Below are 21,275 nucleotides of genomic sequence, written 5' to 3'. Positions count from 1 at the left end.
GCTCAGCCCGCCCGCTGCACCACGAGGCCGATGGAGGTGCTGACCTGCCCCATCGCCTCCACCTTCAGGTGCGGGAGCGCGTAGGGCGGCACATCGATGTGGGCGTCGAGCGGGCTGTCGCCGGGGTGCAGGTTCAGCGGCCAGACCGTGTGGCCACGCCGGGCGAGGCGCTCCAGCAGGCCCTCGATGTCCCGCCGGCGGTAGTAGCTCAGCCCTGGTGTCTCCAGCGTCTGGTCGTTGGAACCGAGGTTGAACTCGGTGGTGTGCACGGCGACGCCGCCGGGGCGCAGGGTCTCCAGCGAGTTCTCCACGAAGTCGAGCCCGGCCGCGAGGCCGCCGAGGTGCTCGAAGCAGCAGGAGGACCAGCAGGCGTCGAAGTCGCGGAGGTCGCCGGGGATGGCGTTCATGTCCACGGCGCGGAAGCGGGCGCGCTGGCGAAAGCTGGCCTCGTCCAGCAGTTCGGCGCGGTACAGGCCCGACAGGTCCGAGGCGTGCTGCTGCGTCTCGCTCCAGCCCTGGGTGCCGACGATCTCGGCCGGCGCGTCGGTCGCGAGAACCTGCACCCCGTGGGAGGCGAGCATGGCCGGGATCGGCTCGTTGCCAACGCCGAAGCCGAGGGCGCGCGCGCCGGGGCGGATCACGTCGGCCGCGCGGAGGACGGCGAGGATCCAGCAGAATTCCCACTGCTTGCGGTGCGGCCGCGGCGCCTCGGCGATCGTGGCGCACCAGGCCGCATAGTCGGGCTCGTCGAACTGGGCGGCGGTGCAGAGCTGGCTGGTTGGGTGGGACAGGCGCGGCGGTTCGAAAACCCAGGGCACGAGCGGCGAGGCCGGGGGCGAGAGGAGCCAGACCGGGATGCGGTAGGTCTCGGGCACCAGGGCGCGGCGCAGGGCCTCCGCGGAAGGATGGCGGCGATGGGTCCTGATCTCCGCCTCGCTTGGCTCACGGCCGAGGAGGAGGCGAAAGGCCCAGACGACGGCTTCCGGCGGAAGGGATGGTTCGGCAGGGGCCGCGGAACGGGAGAAGAGCACCCGTCAGGACCGCGGCAAGGGGCAGAAATGCATCGCCGGACCCTACACTGCCGGGGATGGAACGGTCGAGCCGAAGGGGAAGAAGGGGCTGGATGGTGGGCGCAACAGGGATTGAACCTGTGACCCCCTCCGTGTCAGGGAGGTGCTCTCCCGCTGAGCTATGCGCCCATCCGCCCGGGAACCGGCGCATCGCGCCGGGAGCGGCCGTTTAGCGCGCCCTCCGGCCGGGGGCAAGCCTGTCCCTCGCCCTTGCGTGCGCCCATTTGCGGGATCGGGGCCAAGCATGCGTGACAGCCGCGCCCGGCTGTGGTGATTCCGAACGAGATGGATCTTCCGATCAACGCCCCTGTCGACGCCGATTCGCCGCCGCCCTTCCTGCTCCAGCGGCCGGTGGAGCAGGTCGCCCCCCTCGTCCTCGCCTCCCCGCATTCTGGGCGGAACTACCCGGCCGCCTTCCTGGCGGAGAGCCGGCTGGACCCGGTGGCGTTGCGCCGGTCCGAGGATGGCTTCGTGGAGGAGATCTTCGCCGGCGCCCCGGAGAGGGGCGTACCGCTGCTGGCCGCGACCTTCCCCCGCGTCTACTGCGACGCGAACCGCGAGCCCTGGGAACTGGATCCCGGCATGTTCGACGGGCCGCTGCCGGACTTCGTGAACAGCGCCTCGCCGCGCGTCGGGGCCGGACTCGGCACGATCGCGCGGGTGGTGGCGAGCGGCGAGGCGGTTTATCGCCGCCGCCTCTCCTTCGACGAGGCGGCGGACCGGGTGCGCGGGCTCTGGGAACCCTATCACGCCGCGCTCTCCGGCCTCATCGAGGAGACCACGCGGCGCTTCGGTGGCTGCCTGCTGATCGACTGCCACTCCATGCCCTCCCTGCCTGGGGAGACCGGGCGGGCGGCGGACATGATCCTCGGCGATGCCCATGGCACGGCCGCGGCCCCGCGGGCGACGCGGTTGCTGGAGGGGGCGCTCTCGGATCTCGGCTACCGGCTGCGCCGCAACGATCCCTATGCCGGCGGGTATGTCACGCGGCACTATGGGCGGCCGCGCCAGGGGGTGCATGTCATCCAGTTGGAGATCGCGCGCAGCCTCTACATGGACGAGCGGCAGATCAGGCGCATGCCGGGGCTGGCCACGCTTCGGGCCGATATGGACCGGTTGCTGGCGCTGCTGGTGAACGAGGACTGGGGCTTCCTGCGCGGCTGACACCTGGCCTCGTGCGGGCAAAAAAAGAGGCGGTGCCAGAGGCACCGCCGAGTTTAGGGAGGAAACGTCCAAGAAAGACAGCGACGCAACAGAAGGCGTCGCTGCGATGCACAACGTAGGCCTCGGCTCCGGGTTTCGCAAGAGCTCTACTGCGCCGCACCATCACGGGAATGCGATTTTTTCGGGGGCCCTGCTGGCACGGGGCTTGAGCAGGGGGGAGCATGCGCCTCCTCGCCCTGCTCCTCCTCTTGTTGCCCGGCATCGCCCTGGCCCAGCCCTCCCCCACCGCCCTATGCCGTGCCGCAATCGCCACGGCGGAGCGGGAATACGGTATTCCCGCGGGGCTTCTGGCCGCGATCGGGCGGGTGGAATCGGGCCGCCGCGATCCCGCCACCGGGGAGCAGGGCCCCTGGCCCTGGACGATGAACGCGGAGGGACGAGGAAAATTCTTCCCCTCCAAGGCGGAAGCGGTTGCCGAGGTGGGGCAGCTTCGTGCCGGGGGCATGCGGATCATCGATGTCGGCTGCATGCAGATCAACCTGTACCACCACGCAAACGCCTTCGCCTCGCTCGACGAAGCCTTCGACCCCCTGGCCAATGCACGCTACGCCGCGCGCTTCCTGAAGGACCTGCAGGCCAATGCCGGGGACTGGATGGTGGCCGCTGGGCACTACCATTCGCAGACGCCCGGCCGGGCTGATGCCTACCGCGCGCAGGTGGCATTGCGCTGGCCGGAAGAGCAGCAGCAGGCCGGCGGCGCGCCCGCCTGGCAGCCCGGCTGGTCTAACCAACCCCGGCCTGGCGCCATGCCCGGCACCATGCCTGGCACCACGATGGCCGGCCTGGCGGGGATGAGCATCCGTGCGGCACCGCCGGCGACGGTCATCCGCATGGCCGGCACGACACCCGAGGCCGGGCGTGGACGCGACCTCGATGCCTACCGCGCCACGGCCATCCCGCTGGCCGGGAGGGCGGCGCCGCTCCTGATGCGCGGCCTGCCGGGCGCGCGGGGATAGGGCGGGGCTTCGACGGCGGCACCTCTTCCCGGTAGGATCGGGTCCCTTTCACCGCCCCGGGGAGCCCCCTTCTGCGCCCTCCTTCGTTTCCTCGCGCCGCGGGAAGCCCGCGGCACGCCTCCCCCCTGCACGCCGGGCGCTGCCCCTCCGCCTCCTTCAGGTTCGGGTGCCCTTCGCCATGACGCCGGAACTGCCGAGCTTCGGCACGGCTCTCCGCGTCTGGCTGAAGATCGGCCTGCTCTCCTTCGGCGGGCCAGCCGGGCAGATCGCTATGCTACACCGCGAGGTCGTGGATGAACGCCGCTGGGTTTCCGACGCGCGATTCCTGCACGCGCTGAACTTCTGCACCCTGCTGCCGGGGCCGGAGGCGCAGCAACTCGCGACCTATCTCGGCTGGCTGCTGCACGGGGTGCGGGGCGGCGTCGCGGCGGGCGCGCTCTTCGTGCTGCCGGGCATGGCGGTGATGCTGGCGCTCTCGCTCCTCTACGCCACGCTCGGCGAGGTGCCGGTCGTGGCCGGGCTCTTCTTTGGCCTGCGCTGCGCCGTGCTCGTGCTGGTGGTGGAGGCGCTGCTGCGCGTGGCGCGGCGGGCGCTGCGAACACGGCCGGCCTGGGCCATGGCGGCGGCGGCCTTCGTCACGCTTTACGCCTTCGCCATCCCTTTTCCCGTGGTGGTGCTCGGCGCGGCGCTGATCGGGTATCTCGCGCCCGGCGCCTTCCGGGCATCGGCCCATGCCGTGGCGAAGGATGGGCCGCCGGCCCTGCTGGACGCGGTGCTGGCCGCCGATCCTGGCCGCCCGGCCCGCCTGGCCGCCAGCGGCTGGCGGGCGGGGCTGGTCGCGGTCGCGCTCTGGCTGCTGCCGGTCGCGGCGCTGACGCTGCTCGGCGCAGGTGTCTTCGCGGATGTCGCGCTGTTCTTCTCGAAGCTGGCGGTGGTCACGGTGGGCGGGGCCTACGCCGTGCTCGCCTATGTCGCGCAGGAGGCGGTGCAGGGCTATGGCTGGCTGACGCCCGAGCAGATGCTCGTGGGGCTGGGCCTGGCGGAGACGACCCCGGGGCCGCTGGTGCTCGTGTTGCAATTCGTCGGCTTCCTCGCGGGCGCACAAGCGGGCGGGCTGGGCTGGGGAGTGCTCGCCTCCTTGCTGACGGTCTGGGTTACCTTCGCACCCTGCTTCGCCTTCATCTTCCTCGGCGCGCCCTATGTGGAGCGGCTGCACGCGAACCGGGCACTGACCGGCGCGCTGGCGGCCGTGACGGCGGCGGTGGTCGGCGTGATCGCCAACCTCGCGCTCTGGTTCGGTTTGCGCGTGCTTTTCACGGCCGTGCGGCGCGTGGAGGTGGGGCCGATGGCGCTCGACCTGCCGTTGCCGGCGAGCCTCGATCCTGTCGCGCTGGGGCTCGCGTTGCTGGCGGCCGCGCTGCTCTTCCGCACGAAGATCGGCCTTGTTCCCACGCTCGGCGTGACGGCCCTGGCGGGGCTCATCGCGCGCTTGCTGCTGGGGTGACCAACGCAGTGGTTGCATAGGATACCCCCCTACCCTATCTACGCCGCATGACTCATACGATCCGTGACCGGCAGAAGCTGCTTGCCCGCGTGCGGCGCATCCGCGGACAGGTCGAGGCCGTGGAGCGCGCCCTCGACACCGAGGCGGACTGCGAGCGCGTGATGCACCTGCTCTCCAGCGCCCGCGCGGCGATGGCGGGGCTGATGGCCGAGGTGGTGGAGGACCATGTCCGCACGCACCTCGTGGACGTCGAGAAGCACCCCGGCGTGCTCGACGAGGCGGCTGTCGAGCAGCTCCTCGGTGTCGTCCGAACCTACATGAAGTGAAAGGAGGCCGCCGGTGACATCCTTCACGGACCTCATCCAGCAGGGCGCGAGCCACGCCTGGCTGTTCATCCCCTCGGCCATCCTGCTCGGCGCGCTGCACGGTCTGGAGCCGGGACATTCGAAGACGATGATGGCGGCCTTCATCGTCGCGGTGCGGGGAACGGTGACGCAGGCGGTGCTGCTCGGCCTCGCCGCCGCGCTGTCGCACACCGCCGTGGTGTGGGCGGTGGCACTCGTCGGGCTGCACTATGCCGGCCAATTCGATGCGGAGACCTCCGAGCCTTATTTCCAGCTTGCCTCCGCCGTCGTCGTAGTGGGGGTGGCGGCCTGGATGCTCTCGCGCAGCTGGCGGGATGCGCGCGGCCACCATCATCACGGACACGACCACGACCACGCCGGTGAGGCGCGGCGGATCGATACCGGCCACGGCGTCGCGGCGCTGGAGGTCTTCGAGGATGGCGTGCCGCCCCGCTGGCGCCTGCGCTTCGAGGGCGGCGATGCCTGGCCCGCCGCCAGCGTCAGCCTGGAGACGGTCCGCCCTGGCGGTGCACGCCAGGCCTTCGCCTTCGCGGACCGCGGCGATTACCTCGAATCCGTTCAGGAGATTCCGGAGCCGCACGCCTTCGAGGCACGGCTGCGCCTCGACCATAGCGGGCACGCGCATGAATACGCCCTCTCCTTCGACGAGCACGGCCATGCGCACCATGGGCCGGCGGCAGGTGAGCCCGCCTTCCAGGACGCGCATGAGCGCGCCCATGCCGAGGACATCCGCCGCCGCTTCGCCGGGCGCGAGGCGACGACATGGCAGATCATCCTCTTTGGCCTGACCGGCGGGCTCATCCCCTGCCCGGCCGCCATCACGGTGCTGATGCTCTGCCTGCAGCTCCGCCAGTTCAGCCTCGGCGTCGTGCTGGTGCTCTGCTTCTCGGTCGGCCTCGCGGTGGTGATGGTCTCGGTCGGCGTGGCGGCGGCTTATGGCATGCGGCGCGCGGAACGGCGCTGGTCCGGGCTGTTCGAGCGCGTGACGCGCCGGGCGCCCTATGTCTCGGCGGCCGTCATTCTCCTCGTCGGCCTTTACATGGGCTGGCAAGGCATCGCGGGGCTGGCGTATGCCGGGAGCTGATATGGTGTCGGCGCTTGAAGTCCCGGGATAAGGCGCGGCGCTTTCAAGCCAGGGGCCGGGGGGCCTTGGATCTCTATCTGACTGACACGGATACGATGATTGAAGGCCGGTTCTCCTCCCGGCACCCTTCCTGCCCTTACGGTCGCCTCAGGTCACGGACCTGAGGCGGAAATGATGGGTCAAAGGCCGCGCCTTCTGCTCAGGACAAGGGCTCGCTCGCTGCCTCGGCAATGAGGGCCCGCATCCAGCGATGCCCGGCGTCGCGGTCATCGCGCGTGTGCCAGACCTGGAGGAAGCGGAGCGGCGGCACCGGCATGGGGATGGGCGGCGGGAAAAGCAGCAGGTCGCCCCGGTTGGCATGGATGGAGACGAGGCGTTCGCGGATATGGCCGACGAGGTCCGTGCCGAGGATGACGGCGGGGATCGCGACGTAGTGGGGCAGCACCGCCACCACGCGACGGACGAGGCCAAGGCGGGAGAGAAGTTCGTCCAACTCGATCCCCACGTGGCGCGGGCCGGCGACAGTCACGTGGTCGGCGGCGAGGTAGTCGTCCAGCCCAAGCCGACCGTCGCGGAGCCGGGGGTGGTGTCGGTCCACCACGCAGGCGAGGGCATCCGTGTAGAGCTCCTGCGCGAGCAGGCCGTCGGGAAGCTGCGGCAGTACGCCGAGGCCGATATCGGCCTCGCCCTCCGCCACCATGTCCCCTGCCTCCCCCGCACCGCTGCCAAGGATGACGAGGTCCACGCCGGGCGCGCGGCCGCGGACGAGGGCGATGAGGCGCGGCAGTAGCTCGAGCGTCATCACCTCCGTCATGGCCAGGCGGAAGCTGCGACGGACGGTCAGCGGGTCGAAGGAGGATTGGCTGCCCAGCGCAGCCCGCACATGGGCCAGAGCGGCGCGAACGGGCACGTGCAGGTCCTGCGCCCGCCGGGTCGGCTGCATGCCGCCGGGGCCGCGGGTGAAAAGCTCGTCCTCGAAGAGGTGGCGCAGGCGGCGCAGGGCGTGGCTGACGGCAGGCTGGGTGAGCCGCACCTGGGCTGCGGCGCGGGTGACTTGGCGTTCGGTCATCAGGGCGTCGAAGACGACCAGAAGGTTCAGGTCCACGCGGGAGAGGTCGATCATGCAGCGACGATCATGCACCTGATTAATGATAAGATGAATAAGTATAGATAGATTTCTGCTCCTGCGCGGCGCCATACCTCCTCACCGGCGACCCTCCGAGAGGGCAGCCCTGAGGAGGAACCCCATGAGCACCATCGGCCACCGGCGCTACGTCGCCCTGCTGCTGCCGTTCGACGAGAACATGAAGGTCGATGAGGGCGCCTTCCGCCGCTACGTCCGCTACTACGCGGACGACGCCCGCTTCGCGAAGGAGGGTGGCCTCTGCGTGAATCCCGAGGCCGGCGAGATCTTCTATCTCTCTCGCGAGGAGAAGCGCCGCGTCCTCGAGATCGCGATGGAGGAGGCGCACGGAAAGCTGCCGATCATCGCCGGCACCTGGGCGCTGCGCACGGAGGAGATGGTCGAGACGGCGCGCGACGCGAAGGCGCTCGGCGTGGACGGCATCTTCGTGACGCCCCCGGGCGGCGCGCAGGACGTGACCTCCTGCTGGGACGCCGACACCTATCCGGAGATCTGGCTCGATACCGTCATCGCGCAGGACCGCGCGGTGGACCTGCCGATCATCACCCATCCCGTCAGCGGCAGCGACTTCCCCTTCTATCCCGGCCTGCCCGTAAAGGCCGCGCTCCACATGTGCCGCGAGGTGCCGAACATCGTCGGCTGGAAGATGACCTACACCTACGATGGGTACCGCATCGTGGCGAAGGGGCTGCGCAGCCTCAACCGCCCGGTTGCGATCATGGGCGCGCTGGCGTCGCGCTTCCACGAGTACCGCGCGACCGGCATGTTCGACGGCACGCTCAGCGGCTTCTGGACCTTCGCGAAGGAGCCGATGCTCGACCACCTCGATGCTTGGGACAACCGCGATCTCGAGGGCGCCTGCCGCGTGTGGGACAGCGGTCTGGTGAACCTGCACGAGTACATCGCGGACATGGGCCGGCTGCACATCCGCTATAAGACCGCCGCCTGGCTGCGCGGGCTGATCCCAAGCCCCTTCATGCGCTCGCCGATGCCCAAGCCGAAGGGGGAGGAGATCGACACGATCTACAACCTGCTGAAGGCGCTCAACCTCTCCGTCATCGACCGCAGCGACCTCAAGCGCGCGGCCTGAACGGGCCCTGCGCGGAACCCCGCCGCAGGTATCGCGGCGGGGCGAAAGCGACGGGCCTTCCGGGGCCGCCGCGAGGAGGTGACAAGAAGGGGAGGATGCGATGGGGCGGATCAGCCCGCCGCGCGCGCAGGGGCTGCGGCACGATGCTGGCCGTTAGGGCCACGCGGCGCGCGCTCATCCGGGGCGCGGCCGCGCTGCCGTTGCTATCGGCCGCCACGCGGGCGCAAGGCTTTCCCTCGCAGCCCGTCCGCATCATCGTTCCCTTCCCACCCGGCGCCGCCGACTTCCTGCCGCGGTTGATCGAGCCGCGGCTGCGGGAGGTACTGGGCCAGCCCGTGGTGATCGAGAACCGCGACGGGGCGAGCGGGATGATCGGCGCCGCCTACGTCGCCCGTGCCCAGCCCGACGGCCACACGCTGCTGATGACGACGCCGAGCAGCCAGATCACGCCGCTCTATCTCAGCCGCAACATGCCCTACGACCCCGTGCGGGACTTCACGCCGATCACCGCGGCGGCGGAGGCGGTGACCTGCCTGGTGGTCTCGGTGGAGACCTCGGTGCGGGACGCGGCCGGCTTGGTGGAACTCGCCCGCCGCTCGCCGGGCAAGCTCTCCTATGGCAGTTCCGGCACCGGTTCCGTCTTCCACATGACCGGCGAGGTACTGAACGAGGTCGCGGGCCTCGAGATGATGCACGTGCCCTTCCGCGGCACGGGGCCCGCCATGGTCGCGCTGCTCGGGCGGCAGATCGACGCACTGTTCTGCGCGCTGGTGGATGCGCGCGCCCATGCGGAGGCCGGGCGGGTGCGGATCCTCGCGGTGCTGGAGGGCGAGCGCTTCGCCGCCCGGCCGGAGATCCCGACCCTGGCCGAGACGGTGCCTGGCTTCCGCAAGCCCGCCTCGTGGTTCGGGCTTTTCGGCCCCGCCAGGCTGCCGGAGGGGGTTCCCGCCCGGATGCACGAGGCGGTGGTGAAAGTGCTCGCCATGCCCGACATGGCGGCGCGGCTGAGTGGCAATGGCATCCGCGTGGTCGGCAGCCCGCCAGGGGTCTTCGCGGCCCAGCTGCGCGAGGGGATTGCCCAGTACGGCGAGATCATCCGCGCCGCAGGGCTGAGGCCGGAGTAAGCGCGTGCCGGTCATCGACATCCACGCCCATTTCCTCGATCGCGAGGTGGCGGCCGCGACGGAGGCGATGAGCGTTCTCTATGGCTGCGGCACACGCCCACCGCCGGACCGATCGCCCGGCACGCCGCGCCACCGGCTGATGGAGCGGATGTTCGACCCGGCGGTTCAGGCCGCCGAGATGGCGGAGCGTGGGATCGACCACGCCCTGGTCTCCGCCAGCACGGTGAACCAGTACACGGGCTGGGCGGAGGCCGCGGCCGAGTTGGAGATGGTGCACCGCGTGAACGACCGTGCGGCCGAATGGGTCGCGCGCTTCCCGCATCGCTACACCGGCAGCTTCGTGCTGCCCATGCAGGACGTGGATCTCTCCCTGACCGAGATGCGGCGCGCGGTGGAGGGGCTCGGTCTTCGCTGGGCGAACCTGCCGGCTCAGGTCGGCGGGCGCTATCTTGGACATCCTTCGCTGCGGCCGCTCTGGGAGGCGATGCACGCGATGGGCGTCGCCGTGCTCATCCATCCCGACGGCATCCGCGAGCCGTGGTTTCAGGGATACAGCCTTTGGAACTCGCTCGGCCAGCCGATCGAGGAGGCGAAGGTCATGGCCTCCCTCATCTACGAGGGCGTGCTCGACGCTTTTCCGGCGATGACCATCGTCGTCTCCCATGGCGGCGGGTTCCTGCCGCATTACTGCGGGCGGCTGGACCGCAACGTGGCGAACATGCCCGCCAGCGCCCGCAACATCAGCCGCAGGCCGAGCGACTACCTCCGCGACTTCCATTACGACACCTGCGTCTATGAACCCGGGGTGCTCGGCGCGCTCGCGCGGGTGGTCGGCGCAGACCGGCTTCTGATGGGTTCGGACTACCCCGTGGGCGAGGCCGACCCGCTCGGCTTTCTGCGACGGGCCGAAGGCTTCACCGAAGCGGATTGCGCGGCAATGGCCGGCGGTAACGCGGCCCGCCTGCCCTGGCTGCCATCGGGCTGAAGCCCGGCCACGGACAACAAGGAATGGAGGAGACAGGAAAAATGGCGTTCCAAGAAAGGCGGCATATCGCAAGGGTGGCGCTGCTCGGCGCCTTCCTCGGGCTGGTCGGCGGTGCGGCCGCGCAGGAGACCTTTCCCTCGCGGCCGCTGCAGATCGTCATGCCCCTGCCGCCCGGCTCGGGCACGGACCTCATGGCGCGGGTTTTCGCGACGGAGTTGGGGACCGTTCTTGGCCAGCGGGCGGTGGTAAACAACCGCACCGGCGCCTCGCTGACGATCGGGATGCAGGCGGTGGTGAATGCACCGCCCGACGGCTACATGATCGCCTTCTCGCCGGTCACGCCCATCGTCATCCAACCGCACCGGGTCCGGAACCTCGGCTACGGCAAGGAGGCGGTGATCCCGGTCTGCCAGACCTTCGACAACATCTTCCACATCGCGGTGCCGCAGTCCTCGCCGTTCCGAGACCTGCGCTCGGTCATCGAGTTCGCGCGCGCCAACCCGGGTAAGCTACGCTATGGGCACACGGGTCCGGCTTCGGGACCGCATCTGCTGGCGGCGCAGGTCTGGCGCAACGCGGGGGTAGAGGTGGTGGACATCCCCTATCGCGGAGAGGCGGACTTCGCGACGAACCTTGTCTCCGGCACGCTCGACATGGGCATCGCGACGACCTTCCTCATCCAAACCCAGGGGCTGCGCTCCCTCGGCGCCGCCTCGGCCGAGCGGCTGCCGGCGATGCCGGACGTTCCGACGCTGGCGGAACTGGGGCTGGGGCCGGTCGCCTCGGTCACCTATGGCGGGCTCTTCCTCCGCGCCGGCACGCCGGAGCCGATCGTGGCGCGCGTGGAGGAGGCCTGCCGCGAGGTGGTAGCGAGCCACGCCTATGGCGAGGTCGCGGAGAAGCAGGCGGTGCGCGCCACCTATCTCGGCCGCGGCGCCTTCGCCGCCCGCATGGAAGCGGACGACAAGGTAGTGGGCGAGCTGATCCGCGCCCTCGGCCTGACCGAGTAGCGCCCCTAGCGGTTGCGGGTGAGGAGCCGGCCCGGCTTCTCGCCCGTTGCGCCCTTCGCGGCGGCGTAGGTGGGCACGCCATTGCACCAGACCTCCTCGATCCCCTCGGAGAGCTGCTTCGGATCCTCGAAGGTCGCGCGGTCGCGCACCGTGTGTGGGTCGAAGAGCACGATGTCGGCCATCGCGCCCTCGCGCAGCACGCCGCGGTCCGTCATGCCGAAGAGGTCGGCGGCCTGCCCCGTCATCTTGTGCACGGCTGTCTCAAGGCTGAAGAGGCCGACGTCGCGTACGTAGTGGCCGAGCACGCGCGGGAAGGTGCCCCAGAGCCGCGGGTGCGGGTGCGCGTCGTGCGGTATGCCGTCGGAGCCGATGACGGAGAGCGGGTGGGCGAGGATGCGGCGCACGTCCTCCTCGTCCATCTGCCAGGTCACCTGGCCCGCGGGCAGCAGGCGGGCGGCGGCGGTCTTGATGTCGGTGTTCCAGCCACGCGCCACGTCCTTGAGGTACTTCCCGGCCATCTCGGGGTGCGGGACGGACCAGGTGACCATCACCTCCACGTCGTCCCGCAGCTTGTCCGGCATCAGCACGGTCGAGCCCGCGGGATAGGGATAGGCGTCGTAGGTCAGCGTCTGCGTGCGCGCGTACTCGGCCAGCAGCGGCAGCGTCTGGGTGGAGCGGCCGTAGTTCTCGGGCATGGAGCACTTGTGGTGGCTGACATGCACGGCGATCCCGGCGCGCTTGCCGATCTTCGCCGTCTCCTCGATGGAGGCGAGGATGCGGTCGGCCTCGTCGCGCATATGGGTGCAGTAGAGGCCGCCGAAGGGGCGGATGGCCTCGGCGACGGCGATCACCTCCTCCGTCGTCGCGGCCGCGTTGGGAGGATAGTAGAGGCCGGTTGAGAAGCCGCTCGCCCCCTCCCCCATCGCCTGGCGCAGGCGGTCGTGCATGCGGGCGATCTCGACGTCCTTCGCGGGGCGGTAGACGTCGCCGTTCATCGCCTCCACGCGCAGCGTCTGGTGGCCGACGAAGGCGTAGGTGTTCACCTCCGAGCCCTTGGTCCGCAGCGCGTGGGCATAATCGCCGAAGCTGTCGAAGGTCCACCAGGCCTCGTCGCCCAGCAGGTCGAGCGGCGGGATGGGACGGGTGCTCAGGCGCAGCGGGGTGAGGCTGACGCCGCAATTGCCGACCACCACCGTTGTCACGCCCTGGCTTGTCTTGCAGGTGGTGCAGTCCGGGCCGCAGAGGACGGCGCGGTCGTCATGGGTGTGGCTGTCGATGAATCCGGGGGCCAGCGCCTTGCCGGTCGCGATCACTTCCCGGTCTGCCGTCGCGGCGCCGAGGTCGCCCACCCCCACGATCCGGTCGCCTCGCAGCCCGACATCGCCGAGGCGCCGGGCGGCGCCCGTGCCGTCGAAGAGGGTGGCATCGCGGATGATCGTGTCGCAGCGGAGCGCCATGTCGGAACCTTCCCGGAGGGTGCGGGCATGATGGCCCCGCCCGGCGCGGCGATCCAGGGCCGGGGGAACCTTCGGCGCCTGGCAGCCTTCTTGGGGTGATGCCGATCGTCCCTCCGTCACCCCCGCCCGAGGAACTCCCCGGCTTGGCCGCCGAGCGGCTGGCCGGGCGGATCGACCGGCTCGAGAAGCGGGCGACGGCGCTTTCCAAGGCGATCCCGGTGGCGGACCGGCTGCAGGGCGGGGCGCAGCAGGCTCTGCTCTCCTCCCTGGGAGCAGTGGTGGCCTACCTGCCGACCCAGGCACTGGGCCTGCGGGAGGGGTTCTGGGGCGCCATCACCGCCATCGCGGTGATGCAGACGGAGTTCGGCGCGGCTCGTAACACCGGGCGTGACCAAGTGATCGGCTCGGCCACCGGTGGGGCGATCGCGGTGGCGGTCGTGCTCGGCCTCGGGCAGTCCTTGCCCGCCTATGTGCTGGCCGTCGTTCTCTCGGTGCTCGCCTGCGCGCTGATCAACGTCGCCTCGGCCAGCCGGCTGGCGGGCATCACGGCCACCATCATCATCCTCGTGCCCCATTCGGGATCACCCCAGCACATGCTCCTCTCCCGTGTCGGCGAGGTGGCCTGGGGGGCGCTGGTCGGGCTCGGGATGGTCTGGGCCTTCTCGCGCGTGAAGGCGGTTCAGTCCGAGAAGAAGTCCGGCATGGCCGGCGGTGGCGGGGCGGGGCCGCGCATCGCCCGCTGAACCGTCGTTTCCAACGCCTGGAGGAAGCGGGAGCGGTTGTCGGCGCTGAAGCTGGAATGGCGCGTCTGGCCGTTCGTCACCTCGCGCATGTGGCGGGCGATCTCGCGCCCGGCGAGGGCCTGGCCGATATTCGTCGTGTCCCAGACCTTGCCGCTGGGGGCCACCGCGTGGCCGCCGTTGGCGAGGCAACGCGAGGCGAGCGGGATGTCGGCGGTCACGCAGATGTCGTCGGGGCGGATCGAGTCCGCGATCCAGTCATCCGCCACGTCGGGGCCGTCGGGTACGATGACCCGGCGCACCCAATCCGGCAGGCGCACCCCGCGCGAGCCGTTGGCGACGACCGTGACCGGCAGGCCGTGCCGCTCGGCGACGCGGAAGACCTCGTCGCGGACGGGACAGGCGTCGCCGTCCACCAGGATGTGCGGCGCGCTCAGAGCAGGCCGTCCGCCAGGTCGCGCGCAGCGAGCGCCGGGTCGCGCTCGGCTGGGTCGCCCATGCCGCCGCCGCCCGGCAGCATCAGGCGCAGCCGCTTGCCGCGGGGGATGACCTGATAGCCCTTGGTGCGGATCGTCGTGCCGTCCGTCAGGCCGACCCAGCCCGGCGCACCATCGCCGCCGCCGTCCCGGCCGCGCGGCGGGTTCGCCACGCGATCGAAGATGGCGTTGACGGCGAATTCCGCGTCGTCGCGCGCGCCGATCTCCATCACCTGCCCAAGGCCACCGCGGGTGCGGCCTGGGCCGCCGGAGCCGGGGCGGAGTTCCTTCTTCCAGAAGACGACGGGGGCGACGTTCTCGGTTGCCTCCACCGGCATGGTCCGCACGCCCGAGGGGAAGGCTGTGGCGTCCAGCCCGTCCTGGCCCGGCCGCGCGCCAGTGCCGCCGGAGTTGAAGGTGATGACCTCGAAATCCGGCAACTCGGCCTCGGCGCCGCTGACCTGGCCGCCGCCGCGCAGGGGCGGGTTCCAGAGGCAGGAGGAGCCCTCCGCGACTACGCGGTCCGGCACCGCCTGGTGCAGGCAGCCCATCATCAGGTCGGGCAGGAGCTGGCCGACGACGTGGCGCACGGCCACGGGGTAGGGGCGCGGCGCGTTGAGGATGCAGCCCTCCGGGATGCTCATCCGGAAGGGCTGCAGGGAGGCCCAGTTGTTCGGCACCTCCGGCGCAACGACGCATTTGATCCCGAAGCAGGCATAGGCGCGGCAGTAAGCGGCCGGAACGTTGATTCCGCGCCCCGAGAGGCCGGAGGTGCCGGCGTAATCGACCCTGATGTGGTCCTCGGCAATGGTCATGCGGGCGCGTAGCGTGACGGGGGCCTCGTAGCCGTCCGAGCTGATCTGGGCAGCGAACTCACCGTGCGGAAGCTTCGCGATCTCGGCGAGCGTGGCGCGAGAGGAGGCATCGAAGATAGATTCCGCGAGGTCGTCGATCGTCTCCATCCCGTACTCGTCCATCATCTCGACGAGACGGCGCGCACCGGCGTCGTTGCAGGCGCACAGGGAGTAGACATCGCCTTCCAACTCGGCCGGCGTGCGGGTGCCGGCGCGGAGGATGTCGAAGAAGGTCTCGTTCGCGCGCCCCCCGTCGAAGCACTTCACGATGGGGATGTAGAGGCCTTCCTCGAAGACCGAGCGCCCCTCCGGCCCCATGCCGAGACCGCCGACATCGATGACATGCGCGGTGTTGGCGAAGAGGGCGACGATGCGACCATTGCGGAAGGCCGGCGTGACGACGGTGAGGTCGTGCAGGTGTCCGGTGCCGAGCCAGGGGTCGTTGGTGATGTAGTGGTCGCCGGGCTTCATCGTGCGGGCCGGGAACTTCGCGAGGAAGTGGCCGACAGATTCCATCATGGAGTTCACATGGCCCGGCGTGCCCGTGACGGCCTGCGCCAGCATGCGCCCGCGGAGGTCGAAGACGCCGGCGGAGAGATCGCCCGCTTCCCGCACCGTGGTGCTGAAGGCGGTGCGGATCATGATCTGCGCCTGCTCCTCCACCACCGCGATGAGGCGGTTCCACTGGATCTGGCGCTGGATGGTGGCGAGGGCGGTGTCACTCATCGCGTCAGCTCCAGATAGCCAAGCCCATCCATCCGGCAGGTCCAGCCCGGCCCCACCAGCGTGCTCGTCTCCGCCTCGGCCACGATGCAGGGGCCACGGACTTCCGCGCCCGGCGCAAAAGCGGCGCGGTCATAGACCGGCCATTCCGAGACCTCGCCGCGCGCCGTGTCGCGCACGGCCTGGTGGCGGATGGGCGCGGGGCCGGGGGCAACGGGCACGTCGGCAACCGGCTCCGGCGCCTCAACCTCCGTCGCGACCGTCACGGCGAAGGAGAGGATCTCCACATCGCTGCCCGGCACGGGGCGGTCGTAGAAGCCGGCATAAGCGACATCGTAGGCGGCTCGTACGGCCTCCACGTCCTCCGCCGCCAGCTCCTTCACCGGCAGGTCCACCGCAATCTCGTGGCCCTGGCCGACATAGCGCATGTAAGCGATGCGCCGCTCCACCAGGGGCGCTCCGAAGGCCCCTTGCGCGACAACCTCACGCGCCTCGGCCGACATCTCTGCCAGCAGCGCGTTCACCGCCACCGGGTCGAAGGTCCGGAAGCGCTGGTAGAGGCTGCGCACCACCTCATAGCCCACGGGCGCGCGCAGGAAGCCGATGGCCGAGCCCACCCCGGCGCCGGAGGGCACGAGAAGGCGGTTCACGCCGATCTTTTCCGCCACGCGGTAACCGTGCACGGGGCCGCCGCCGCCGAAGGCGATCACCGCGCGGCCGTCATAGCTCTTGCCGCTCTCGATCGCGTGCACGCGGGCGGCGTTCGCCATGTTCTCGTCCACCACCTCCACGACGCCGAGCGCCGCCATCTCGGGCGGGAGGCCGAGCGCGCCGAGGGAGCCGTCCATCGCCGCGCGGGAGGCATCGGGGTGCAGCGCGAGGCTGCCGCCGGCGAAGCTCGCGGGATCGTAGCGGCCGAGGAGGAGGTTCGCGTCCGTCACCGCCGGCTTCTCGCCGCCGCGGCCGTAACACGCGGGGCCGGGGTCGGCGCCCGCGCTCTCGGGCCCGACCTGGATGCGGCCGAGTGCGTCGACGGAGGCGATGGAGCCGCCGCCTGCCCCGATCTCCACCATCTCGATCACGGGGATGCGCAGCGGCAGGCCGGAGCCCTTCTTGAAGCGGCCGATGCGCGCGACCTCGAAACTGCGGGAGGTCTGGGGCACGAAATCGTCGATGAGGCAGACCTTCGCCGTGGTGCCGCCCATGTCGAAGGAGAGCACGCGGTCCCAGCCCTTCTGCCGCGCCACATGGGCGGAGAAGATGGCGCCACCCGCTGGGCCGCTCTCCACCAGCCGGATGGGGAAGCGCGCGGCCGTCTCGAGCGTGGTCAGGCCGCCGCCGGAGAGCATGAGGAAGAGCGGGCAGGCGAAGCCCGCCTCCTTCATCCCCTCGCGCAGACGGCCGAGATAGCTGGCCATCAGCGGCTGCACATAGGCGTTGGCGGCCGTGGTGGAGAAACGTTCCCACTCCCGCATCTCCGGGCTCACCTCGGAGGAGAGCGAGAGGGGAAGGTCTGGCCATTCCTCGCGCACGATGGCGGCGGCACGCCGCTCATGCGCGGGGTTCACGAAGGCATGGAGGAAGCCGATGGCGAGGCTCTCGATGCCCTCCTCCCGCAGGAAGCCGGTGGCGCGGCGAACCTCGCCCTCGTCCAGCGGCAGCAGCACGCGGCCGGTGTTCTCCAGCCGCTCCGGCACGGTCACGCGCCAGCGGCGGGGCACGAGCGGCTGCGGCAGGGTGATGTTCAGGTCGTACTGGTCGTAGCGGCTCTCATTGCCCAGCGCGAGAACGTCGCGGAAGCCCTCGGTCGTCAGCAGCGCGGTGCGGGCGCCCTTGCGCTCGATCACCGCGTTGGTGGCCAGCGTGGTGCCGTGGATGAAGAGCGCCACGTCCGCCGGTCCCATCCCGGCCTTGGCGAGCACCGCGCGGATGCCCGCCAGCACGCCGGCTTCGGGGGCGGAGGGGGTGGTGAGGACCTTGGCGGTCCAGCGCTCCACTCCCCCTTGCCCGTCCACCCGCTCGAGAGCGAGGTCAGTGAAGGTGCCGCCGATATCGGCGGCAAGCCTCGCGCCCGTGCTCAAGCCTCAGAACCCCCGGACCACACCGCCATCCACGCGCAGGATGGTGCCCGTGACGTAGGAGCCACCGTCGGAGGCAAGGAAGGCGGCGGCGCGGCCGAACTCCTCCGGGGTGCCATAGCGGCGCATGGGGATCGTCTTCTCGCGGTCGGCGATCACCTTCTCCGGCGTGGAGTTGCTCTTCGACGCGGCGGCGCCGGCCAGTTCAACGCTGCGGTCGGTCATGATGGCGCCGGGGGCGACGATGTTCACCGTCACGCCGTCCGGCCCGACCTCGTCCGCGAGGGTCTTGGCCCAGCCGACGATGTTGGCACGCAGGATGTTCGACAGCGCGAGGTTCGGCAGCGGCTGGACCATGCCCGTGCTGCCCACGGCAATGATACGGCCGTGCTTCTGCGCGCGCATGGCGGGCAGCAGCAGGTTGGCGAGGCGGATCGGGGAGAGGACGATGCGGCGGAACCAGGTCTCCAGCGCCTCCTCCGTCACGTCCGTCGCCGTGCCGGCCGGTGGGCCGCCGTGGTTGAGCACGAGGATGTCGATCCCGCCGAGGGCCGCGACCGCGCCCTTGGCCAGGGCGTCCATGTCCTCGCCCCGGCCGACATCGGCGGCGAAGGCGTGGGCCGCGGCGGCGCCCTTGGCCTTCAGCGCCTCGCAGACCGGCGCCAGGCGCTCCGCGTCACGGCCGGAGATGGCCAGGGACGCCCCGTCCGCCGCCAGCGCCTCCGCGATGGCGCGGCCCAGCCCCTTGGAGGCACCCATCACAAGCGCCCGCTTGCCCCGCAGCCCGAGTTCCATCGCAGACCTCCCGTCGAATCAGGGCAGGGAACCTGAACCGGCCCCCTCGTCCTGGCAATATCGGCCGCCTGTGGACGCCAGCCCCGGCGGTTTGGCAAGGGCGCGGCGGCGGGGCATCCTCGCGGCCATGCGCCGCCCCACCCTCCTCCAGACCCGATCCCTGCCCGAGGCCGTGGAGGCGCGTGCCGCCCGCGACTACGAGATCCGGCGACCGGAGGGGCCCGACCGGGCCCTGGATTCCGCCTCCCTCCTGCACGCCGCGGAGGGCTGCGAGGGGATACTTTGTGCCGCCGGCGACGCGCTGGACGCCGCGACCATCGCGGCCCTGCCCGACAGCGTGCGGATCATCGCCACCTTCAGCGTCGGCACCGACCACATTGCGCTCGACGCCGCCCGCGCCCGGGGCATCGCCGTCACCAACACGCCGGAGGTGCTGAGCGTGGCGACGGCCGAAATCGCGATGCTCCTCATCCTCATGTGCGCCCGGCGCGCGGGGGAGGCCGAGCGGCTGCTGCGCGCCCGGGAGTGGATGGGCTGGGCGCCCACGCAGCTCATGGGCGTGACGCTGGAGGGCAAGCGGCTGGGCATCCTCGGCATGGGCCGGATCGGGCGGGAGCTGGCCCGGATGGCGCGCGGGATGGGCATGGCGATCCACTACCGCAACCGCACGCGCCTGCCGCCCGCGGAGGAAGAGGGCGCGACCTTCCACGCCGAGGACGACGCCTTCCTCGCCTCCTGCGACGTGCTGTCGATGCACATCCCCGGCGGCGAGGCGACGCGCCACTGGCTGGATTCCGCGCGCATCGCGAGGCTGCCCCGGGGCGCCATCGTGGTGAACACCGGCCGCGGCACGACGGTGGACGACGCGGCCCTCTGCGAGGCCCTGCGGGCCGGGCACCTCCGCGCGGCGGGCCTCGACGTGTTCACGGGGGAGCCTGCAATTTTCGAGGGCTACTACAGCGCGCCCAACGTCACGCTGCTGCCACATCTCGGCAGCGCGACGGTGGAGACGCGCGACGCCATGGGTTTGCGCTGCCTCGAAAACCTGGACGCACTGCTGATCCACGGCACCGAGCCGCCCCATCGCGCCGCCTGAGGGAAACGCCGCATGTACTTCGATTTCGCGGCCTTGCCGAAGCGGGACCGCTACAAGCTGGTGGTCTCCACCATCGTCCCACGGCCGATCGCCTGGCTGGTGACCCAGGATGCCGAGGGGCGGAACAACGCCGCGCCCTATTCCTTCTTCAACGTGCTCAGCAACGACCCGGTGGTGGTGGGCATCGGCGTGGGCGCGCGCGGCATGGGCGGCGAGGAGGGCACGGACATGAAGGACACCATGTCCAACATCCGCGCGACCGGCGAATTCACCCTCTGCCTCGTCAGCGAGAGCACGGCGGAGGCCATGAACGTGACCGGCGCCGACTACCCGCCGGGCGTGGACGAGTTGGCCATGGCTGGGCTGACCACCGCCGCTTCCGAGCGGATCAGGGTGCCGCGGATCGCGGAGAGCCCCGTCGCCCTGGAATGCCGGCTTTTTCAGACAGTGCCGATCGGAACGCACAACCTGGTGCTGGGCGAGGTGCTGGCGGTGCATATCCGGGACGAATTCATGCTCGATCCCGTCCGCCTCTACGTGGACACGCCGAAGCTTGGCCTCGTCGGACGCATGCACGGGGGAGGCTGGTACGCCCGCACGACAGACCTTTTCGACATGCCGCGCGTGACGCCGGAGCAGGTCGAGGCCCGGCGGAAGGGGGGCTGACAGGGCCATCCGCAGCGCCATGACCACCGGCGGTTGCTGGCGATCCGCCGCGTAGCTGCTATCTGGTCCGCATGCACATCTATCTCGCGGGCCCCGAGGTCTTCCTGCCGGATGCCAGCGCCCTGGCCGATGCCAAGCGTTCCATCTGCGCCCGGCACGGCGCCACCGGCATTTTCCCCACCGATCCCGTGACCTGCCCCGAAGCGGATGCCGCGGGCGAGGAGTGGCTCGCGATCTATCTCCGCAACGAGGCGCATATCCGCCGCGCGGACGCGCTGATCGCCAACCTGACCCCCTTCCGCGGGCCCTCCGCCGACGCCGGCACAGTGTACGAACTGGGCTTCATGCGCGCCCTCGGGCGGCCGGTGGCGGGGTACTCGAACGACGCCCTCCCCTTCCTCGAGCGCACGCAGGGATTCCTCGGCGGTGGCGCCCGGCAGAGGGCCGATGGCGACTGGGAGGACCCTGAGGGCCTACACATCGAGTCCTTCGGCTTGCACGACAACCTCATGATCGACGGTGGGCTTCGCGCGGCCGGAAACCGGCTGGTCGCGCGCGCCGTGCCAGAGGCGGAGCGCTGGCGGAACCTCTCGGCCTTCGAGGAAGCGCTAGTGGCCCTGCTGAAATCGCTCTGACCCGGCTTGCCCCTGCGGCCGAGGCCCCCTATACCCCGCCGCCACGGGACAGGTGGCCGAGCGGTCGAAGGCGCGCGCCTGGAAAGTGCGTATAGGTCAAAAGCCTATCGTGGGTTCGAATCCCACCCTGTCCGCCATCTTCACCCAGTTCAGGACCAGCAGGCCCGCACCAGCGGCGAGCAGCTCCTTTCCAGAGCCG

20 protein-coding genes and 2 tRNA genes are annotated in these 21,275 nt (G+C 70.7%); 14 read left to right on the top strand and 8 right to left on the bottom strand.

Annotated elements, in window-relative coordinates; all coding sequences use genetic code 11:
• Positions 1-2: 2 nt before the first annotated feature.
• On the bottom strand, positions 3-1,031 hold the full coding sequence (locus BO39_RS12145; RefSeq protein ID WP_052401996.1) for an SAM-dependent methyltransferase: 1,029 nt from the start codon (positions 1,029-1,031) through the stop codon (positions 3-5).
• A gap of 93 nt (positions 1,032-1,124) precedes the next feature.
• Positions 1,125-1,199: transfer RNA gene (locus BO39_RS12140), tRNA-Val, on the bottom strand.
• 156 nt (positions 1,200-1,355) lie between these two features.
• Here BO39_RS12140 and BO39_RS12135 point away from each other — a divergent pair.
• From BO39_RS12135 to BO39_RS12115, 5 genes are all read left to right on the top strand, one after another.
• On the top strand, positions 1,356-2,234 hold the full coding sequence (locus BO39_RS12135) for an N-formylglutamate amidohydrolase (protein WP_052402036.1): 879 nt from the start codon (positions 1,356-1,358) through the stop codon (positions 2,232-2,234).
• 221 nt (positions 2,235-2,455) lie between these two features.
• Positions 2,456-3,250, top strand: a complete 795-nt coding sequence (locus BO39_RS29870) for a transglycosylase SLT domain-containing protein (RefSeq protein WP_052401995.1) — start codon at positions 2,456-2,458, stop codon at positions 3,248-3,250.
• 178 nt (positions 3,251-3,428) lie between these two features.
• The gene (gene chrA / locus BO39_RS12125) at positions 3,429-4,754 is read left to right on the top strand and encodes a chromate efflux transporter (RefSeq protein ID WP_043833826.1); all 1,326 of its coding nucleotides are present in this window, start codon (positions 3,429-3,431) and stop codon (positions 4,752-4,754) included.
• A 47-nt stretch (positions 4,755-4,801) separates the two neighbouring features.
• A complete protein-coding gene (locus BO39_RS12120) occupies positions 4,802-5,080 on the top strand; it encodes a metal/formaldehyde-sensitive transcriptional repressor (RefSeq protein WP_043833534.1) in 279 nt (92 codons plus the stop codon).
• A gap of 13 nt (positions 5,081-5,093) precedes the next feature.
• Complete coding sequence (locus BO39_RS12115; protein WP_043833532.1) at positions 5,094-6,203, top strand: nickel/cobalt efflux transporter; 1,110 nt, start codon at positions 5,094-5,096, stop codon at positions 6,201-6,203.
• 199 nt (positions 6,204-6,402) lie between these two features.
• Here BO39_RS12115 and BO39_RS12110 read toward each other — a convergent pair whose 3' ends face one another.
• Complete coding sequence (locus BO39_RS12110; protein ID WP_043833530.1) at positions 6,403-7,326, bottom strand: LysR family transcriptional regulator; 924 nt, start codon at positions 7,324-7,326, stop codon at positions 6,403-6,405.
• 124 nt (positions 7,327-7,450) lie between these two features.
• Here BO39_RS12110 and BO39_RS12105 point away from each other — a divergent pair, with 124 nt between their 5' ends.
• The 4 genes from BO39_RS12105 to BO39_RS12090 all read left to right on the top strand — a co-directional run bounded on the left by BO39_RS12105 (position 7,451) and on the right by BO39_RS12090 (position 11,556).
• Positions 7,451-8,437, top strand: coding sequence for a dihydrodipicolinate synthase family protein (locus tag BO39_RS12105; protein ID WP_043833527.1), 987 nt, complete (start codon positions 7,451-7,453; stop codon positions 8,435-8,437).
• Between the two features lie 95 nt (positions 8,438-8,532).
• On the top strand, positions 8,533-9,561 hold the full coding sequence (locus BO39_RS12100) for a Bug family tripartite tricarboxylate transporter substrate binding protein (RefSeq protein ID WP_084698069.1): 1,029 nt from the start codon (positions 8,533-8,535) through the stop codon (positions 9,559-9,561).
• Between the two features lie 4 nt (positions 9,562-9,565).
• On the top strand, positions 9,566-10,546 hold the full coding sequence (locus BO39_RS12095) for an amidohydrolase family protein (protein ID WP_043833522.1): 981 nt from the start codon (positions 9,566-9,568) through the stop codon (positions 10,544-10,546).
• 41 nt (positions 10,547-10,587) lie between these two features.
• Positions 10,588-11,556 carry a Bug family tripartite tricarboxylate transporter substrate binding protein gene (locus BO39_RS12090; protein ID WP_169742755.1) on the top strand — a complete coding sequence of 323 codons (969 nt, stop codon included), beginning with the start codon at positions 10,588-10,590 and terminating at the stop codon, positions 11,554-11,556.
• A gap of 5 nt (positions 11,557-11,561) precedes the next feature.
• Here BO39_RS12090 and BO39_RS12085 read toward each other — a convergent pair whose 3' ends face one another.
• On the bottom strand, positions 11,562-13,013 hold the full coding sequence (locus BO39_RS12085) for an N-acyl-D-amino-acid deacylase family protein (RefSeq protein WP_043833519.1): 1,452 nt from the start codon (positions 13,011-13,013) through the stop codon (positions 11,562-11,564).
• A gap of 98 nt (positions 13,014-13,111) precedes the next feature.
• Here BO39_RS12085 and BO39_RS12080 point away from each other — a divergent pair, with 98 nt between their 5' ends.
• Positions 13,112-13,756: an FUSC family protein gene (locus BO39_RS12080; RefSeq protein WP_084698067.1), complete on the top strand. Its 645-nt coding sequence runs from the start codon at positions 13,112-13,114 to the stop codon at positions 13,754-13,756.
• Here BO39_RS12080 and BO39_RS33945 read toward each other — a convergent pair.
• The 4 genes from BO39_RS33945 to BO39_RS12060 are packed head-to-tail and all read right to left on the bottom strand — an operon-like array spanning position 13,693 to position 18,679.
• On the bottom strand, positions 13,693-14,169 hold the full coding sequence (locus tag BO39_RS33945) for a YaiI/YqxD family protein (RefSeq protein WP_420493639.1): 477 nt from the start codon (positions 14,167-14,169) through the stop codon (positions 13,693-13,695). The genes BO39_RS12080 and BO39_RS33945 overlap by 64 nt on opposite strands.
• A gap of 17 nt (positions 14,170-14,186) precedes the next feature.
• Positions 14,187-15,809 (bottom strand): hydantoinase B/oxoprolinase family protein, encoded by a 1,623-nt coding sequence (locus tag BO39_RS33940; protein WP_043833517.1) that lies wholly within the window; start codon positions 15,807-15,809, stop codon positions 14,187-14,189.
• Entirely contained in the window at positions 15,806-17,887 is a 2,082-nt protein-coding gene (locus BO39_RS12065; RefSeq protein ID WP_043833515.1) for a hydantoinase/oxoprolinase family protein, read from the bottom strand. The genes BO39_RS33940 and BO39_RS12065 overlap by 4 nt, the downstream gene beginning before the upstream one ends.
• A gap of 3 nt (positions 17,888-17,890) precedes the next feature.
• Complete coding sequence (locus BO39_RS12060) at positions 17,891-18,679, bottom strand: SDR family oxidoreductase (protein WP_043833513.1); 789 nt, start codon at positions 18,677-18,679, stop codon at positions 17,891-17,893.
• Positions 18,680-18,806: 127 nt separating this feature from the next.
• Between BO39_RS12060 and BO39_RS12055 the strand changes: the two genes are divergently transcribed.
• The 4 genes from BO39_RS12055 (at position 18,807) to BO39_RS12040 (ending at position 21,213) form a co-directional block, all read left to right on the top strand.
• On the top strand, positions 18,807-19,775 hold the full coding sequence (locus BO39_RS12055; protein ID WP_043833510.1) for a 2-hydroxyacid dehydrogenase: 969 nt from the start codon (positions 18,807-18,809) through the stop codon (positions 19,773-19,775).
• A gap of 12 nt (positions 19,776-19,787) precedes the next feature.
• A complete protein-coding gene (locus BO39_RS12050; RefSeq protein ID WP_043833508.1) occupies positions 19,788-20,441 on the top strand; it encodes a flavin reductase family protein in 654 nt (217 codons plus the stop codon).
• A gap of 71 nt (positions 20,442-20,512) precedes the next feature.
• On the top strand, positions 20,513-21,076 hold the full coding sequence (locus tag BO39_RS12045; protein ID WP_043833507.1) for a nucleoside 2-deoxyribosyltransferase: 564 nt from the start codon (positions 20,513-20,515) through the stop codon (positions 21,074-21,076).
• Positions 21,077-21,122: 46 nt separating this feature from the next.
• Positions 21,123-21,213 (top strand) — tRNA-Ser (locus BO39_RS12040).
• Positions 21,214-21,275: the final 62 nt, after the last annotated feature.

This window comes from Roseomonas aerilata DSM 19363, assembly GCF_000711725.1.
Lineage (GTDB): Bacteria > Pseudomonadota > Alphaproteobacteria > Acetobacterales > Acetobacteraceae > Roseomonas > Roseomonas aerilata.
This window is presented reverse-complemented; position numbering and strand designations above follow the sequence as displayed.

Excerpts from the sequence above, each read along its gene's own strand:
- BO39_RS12135 (WP_052402036.1), top strand. The coding sequence starts at position 1,356 with ATGGATCTTCCGATCAACGCCCCTGTCGACGCCGATTCGCCGCCGCCC.
- BO39_RS29870 (WP_052401995.1), top strand. The coding sequence starts at position 2,456 with ATGCGCCTCCTCGCCCTGCTCCTCCTCTTGTTGCCCGGCATCGCCCTG.
- chrA (WP_043833826.1), top strand. The coding sequence starts at position 3,429 with ATGACGCCGGAACTGCCGAGCTTCGGCACGGCTCTCCGCGTCTGGCTG.
- BO39_RS12120 (WP_043833534.1), top strand. The coding sequence starts at position 4,802 with ATGACTCATACGATCCGTGACCGGCAGAAGCTGCTTGCCCGCGTGCGG.
- BO39_RS12110 (WP_043833530.1), bottom strand. The coding sequence starts at position 7,326 with ATGATCGACCTCTCCCGCGTGGACCTGAACCTTCTGGTCGTCTTCGAC.
- BO39_RS12105 (WP_043833527.1), top strand. The coding sequence starts at position 7,451 with ATGAGCACCATCGGCCACCGGCGCTACGTCGCCCTGCTGCTGCCGTTC.
- BO39_RS12100 (WP_084698069.1), top strand. The coding sequence starts at position 8,533 with ATGCGATGGGGCGGATCAGCCCGCCGCGCGCGCAGGGGCTGCGGCACG.
- BO39_RS12090 (WP_169742755.1), top strand. The coding sequence starts at position 10,588 with ATGGCGTTCCAAGAAAGGCGGCATATCGCAAGGGTGGCGCTGCTCGGC.
- BO39_RS12085 (WP_043833519.1), bottom strand. The coding sequence starts at position 13,013 with ATGGCGCTCCGCTGCGACACGATCATCCGCGATGCCACCCTCTTCGAC.
- BO39_RS12080 (WP_084698067.1), top strand. The coding sequence starts at position 13,112 with ATGCCGATCGTCCCTCCGTCACCCCCGCCCGAGGAACTCCCCGGCTTG.
- BO39_RS33940 (WP_043833517.1), bottom strand. The coding sequence starts at position 15,809 with ATGAGTGACACCGCCCTCGCCACCATCCAGCGCCAGATCCAGTGGAAC.
- BO39_RS12060 (WP_043833513.1), bottom strand. The coding sequence starts at position 18,679 with ATGGAACTCGGGCTGCGGGGCAAGCGGGCGCTTGTGATGGGTGCCTCC.
- BO39_RS12055 (WP_043833510.1), top strand. The coding sequence starts at position 18,807 with ATGCGCCGCCCCACCCTCCTCCAGACCCGATCCCTGCCCGAGGCCGTG.
- BO39_RS12050 (WP_043833508.1), top strand. The coding sequence starts at position 19,788 with ATGTACTTCGATTTCGCGGCCTTGCCGAAGCGGGACCGCTACAAGCTG.
- BO39_RS12045 (WP_043833507.1), top strand. The coding sequence starts at position 20,513 with ATGCACATCTATCTCGCGGGCCCCGAGGTCTTCCTGCCGGATGCCAGC.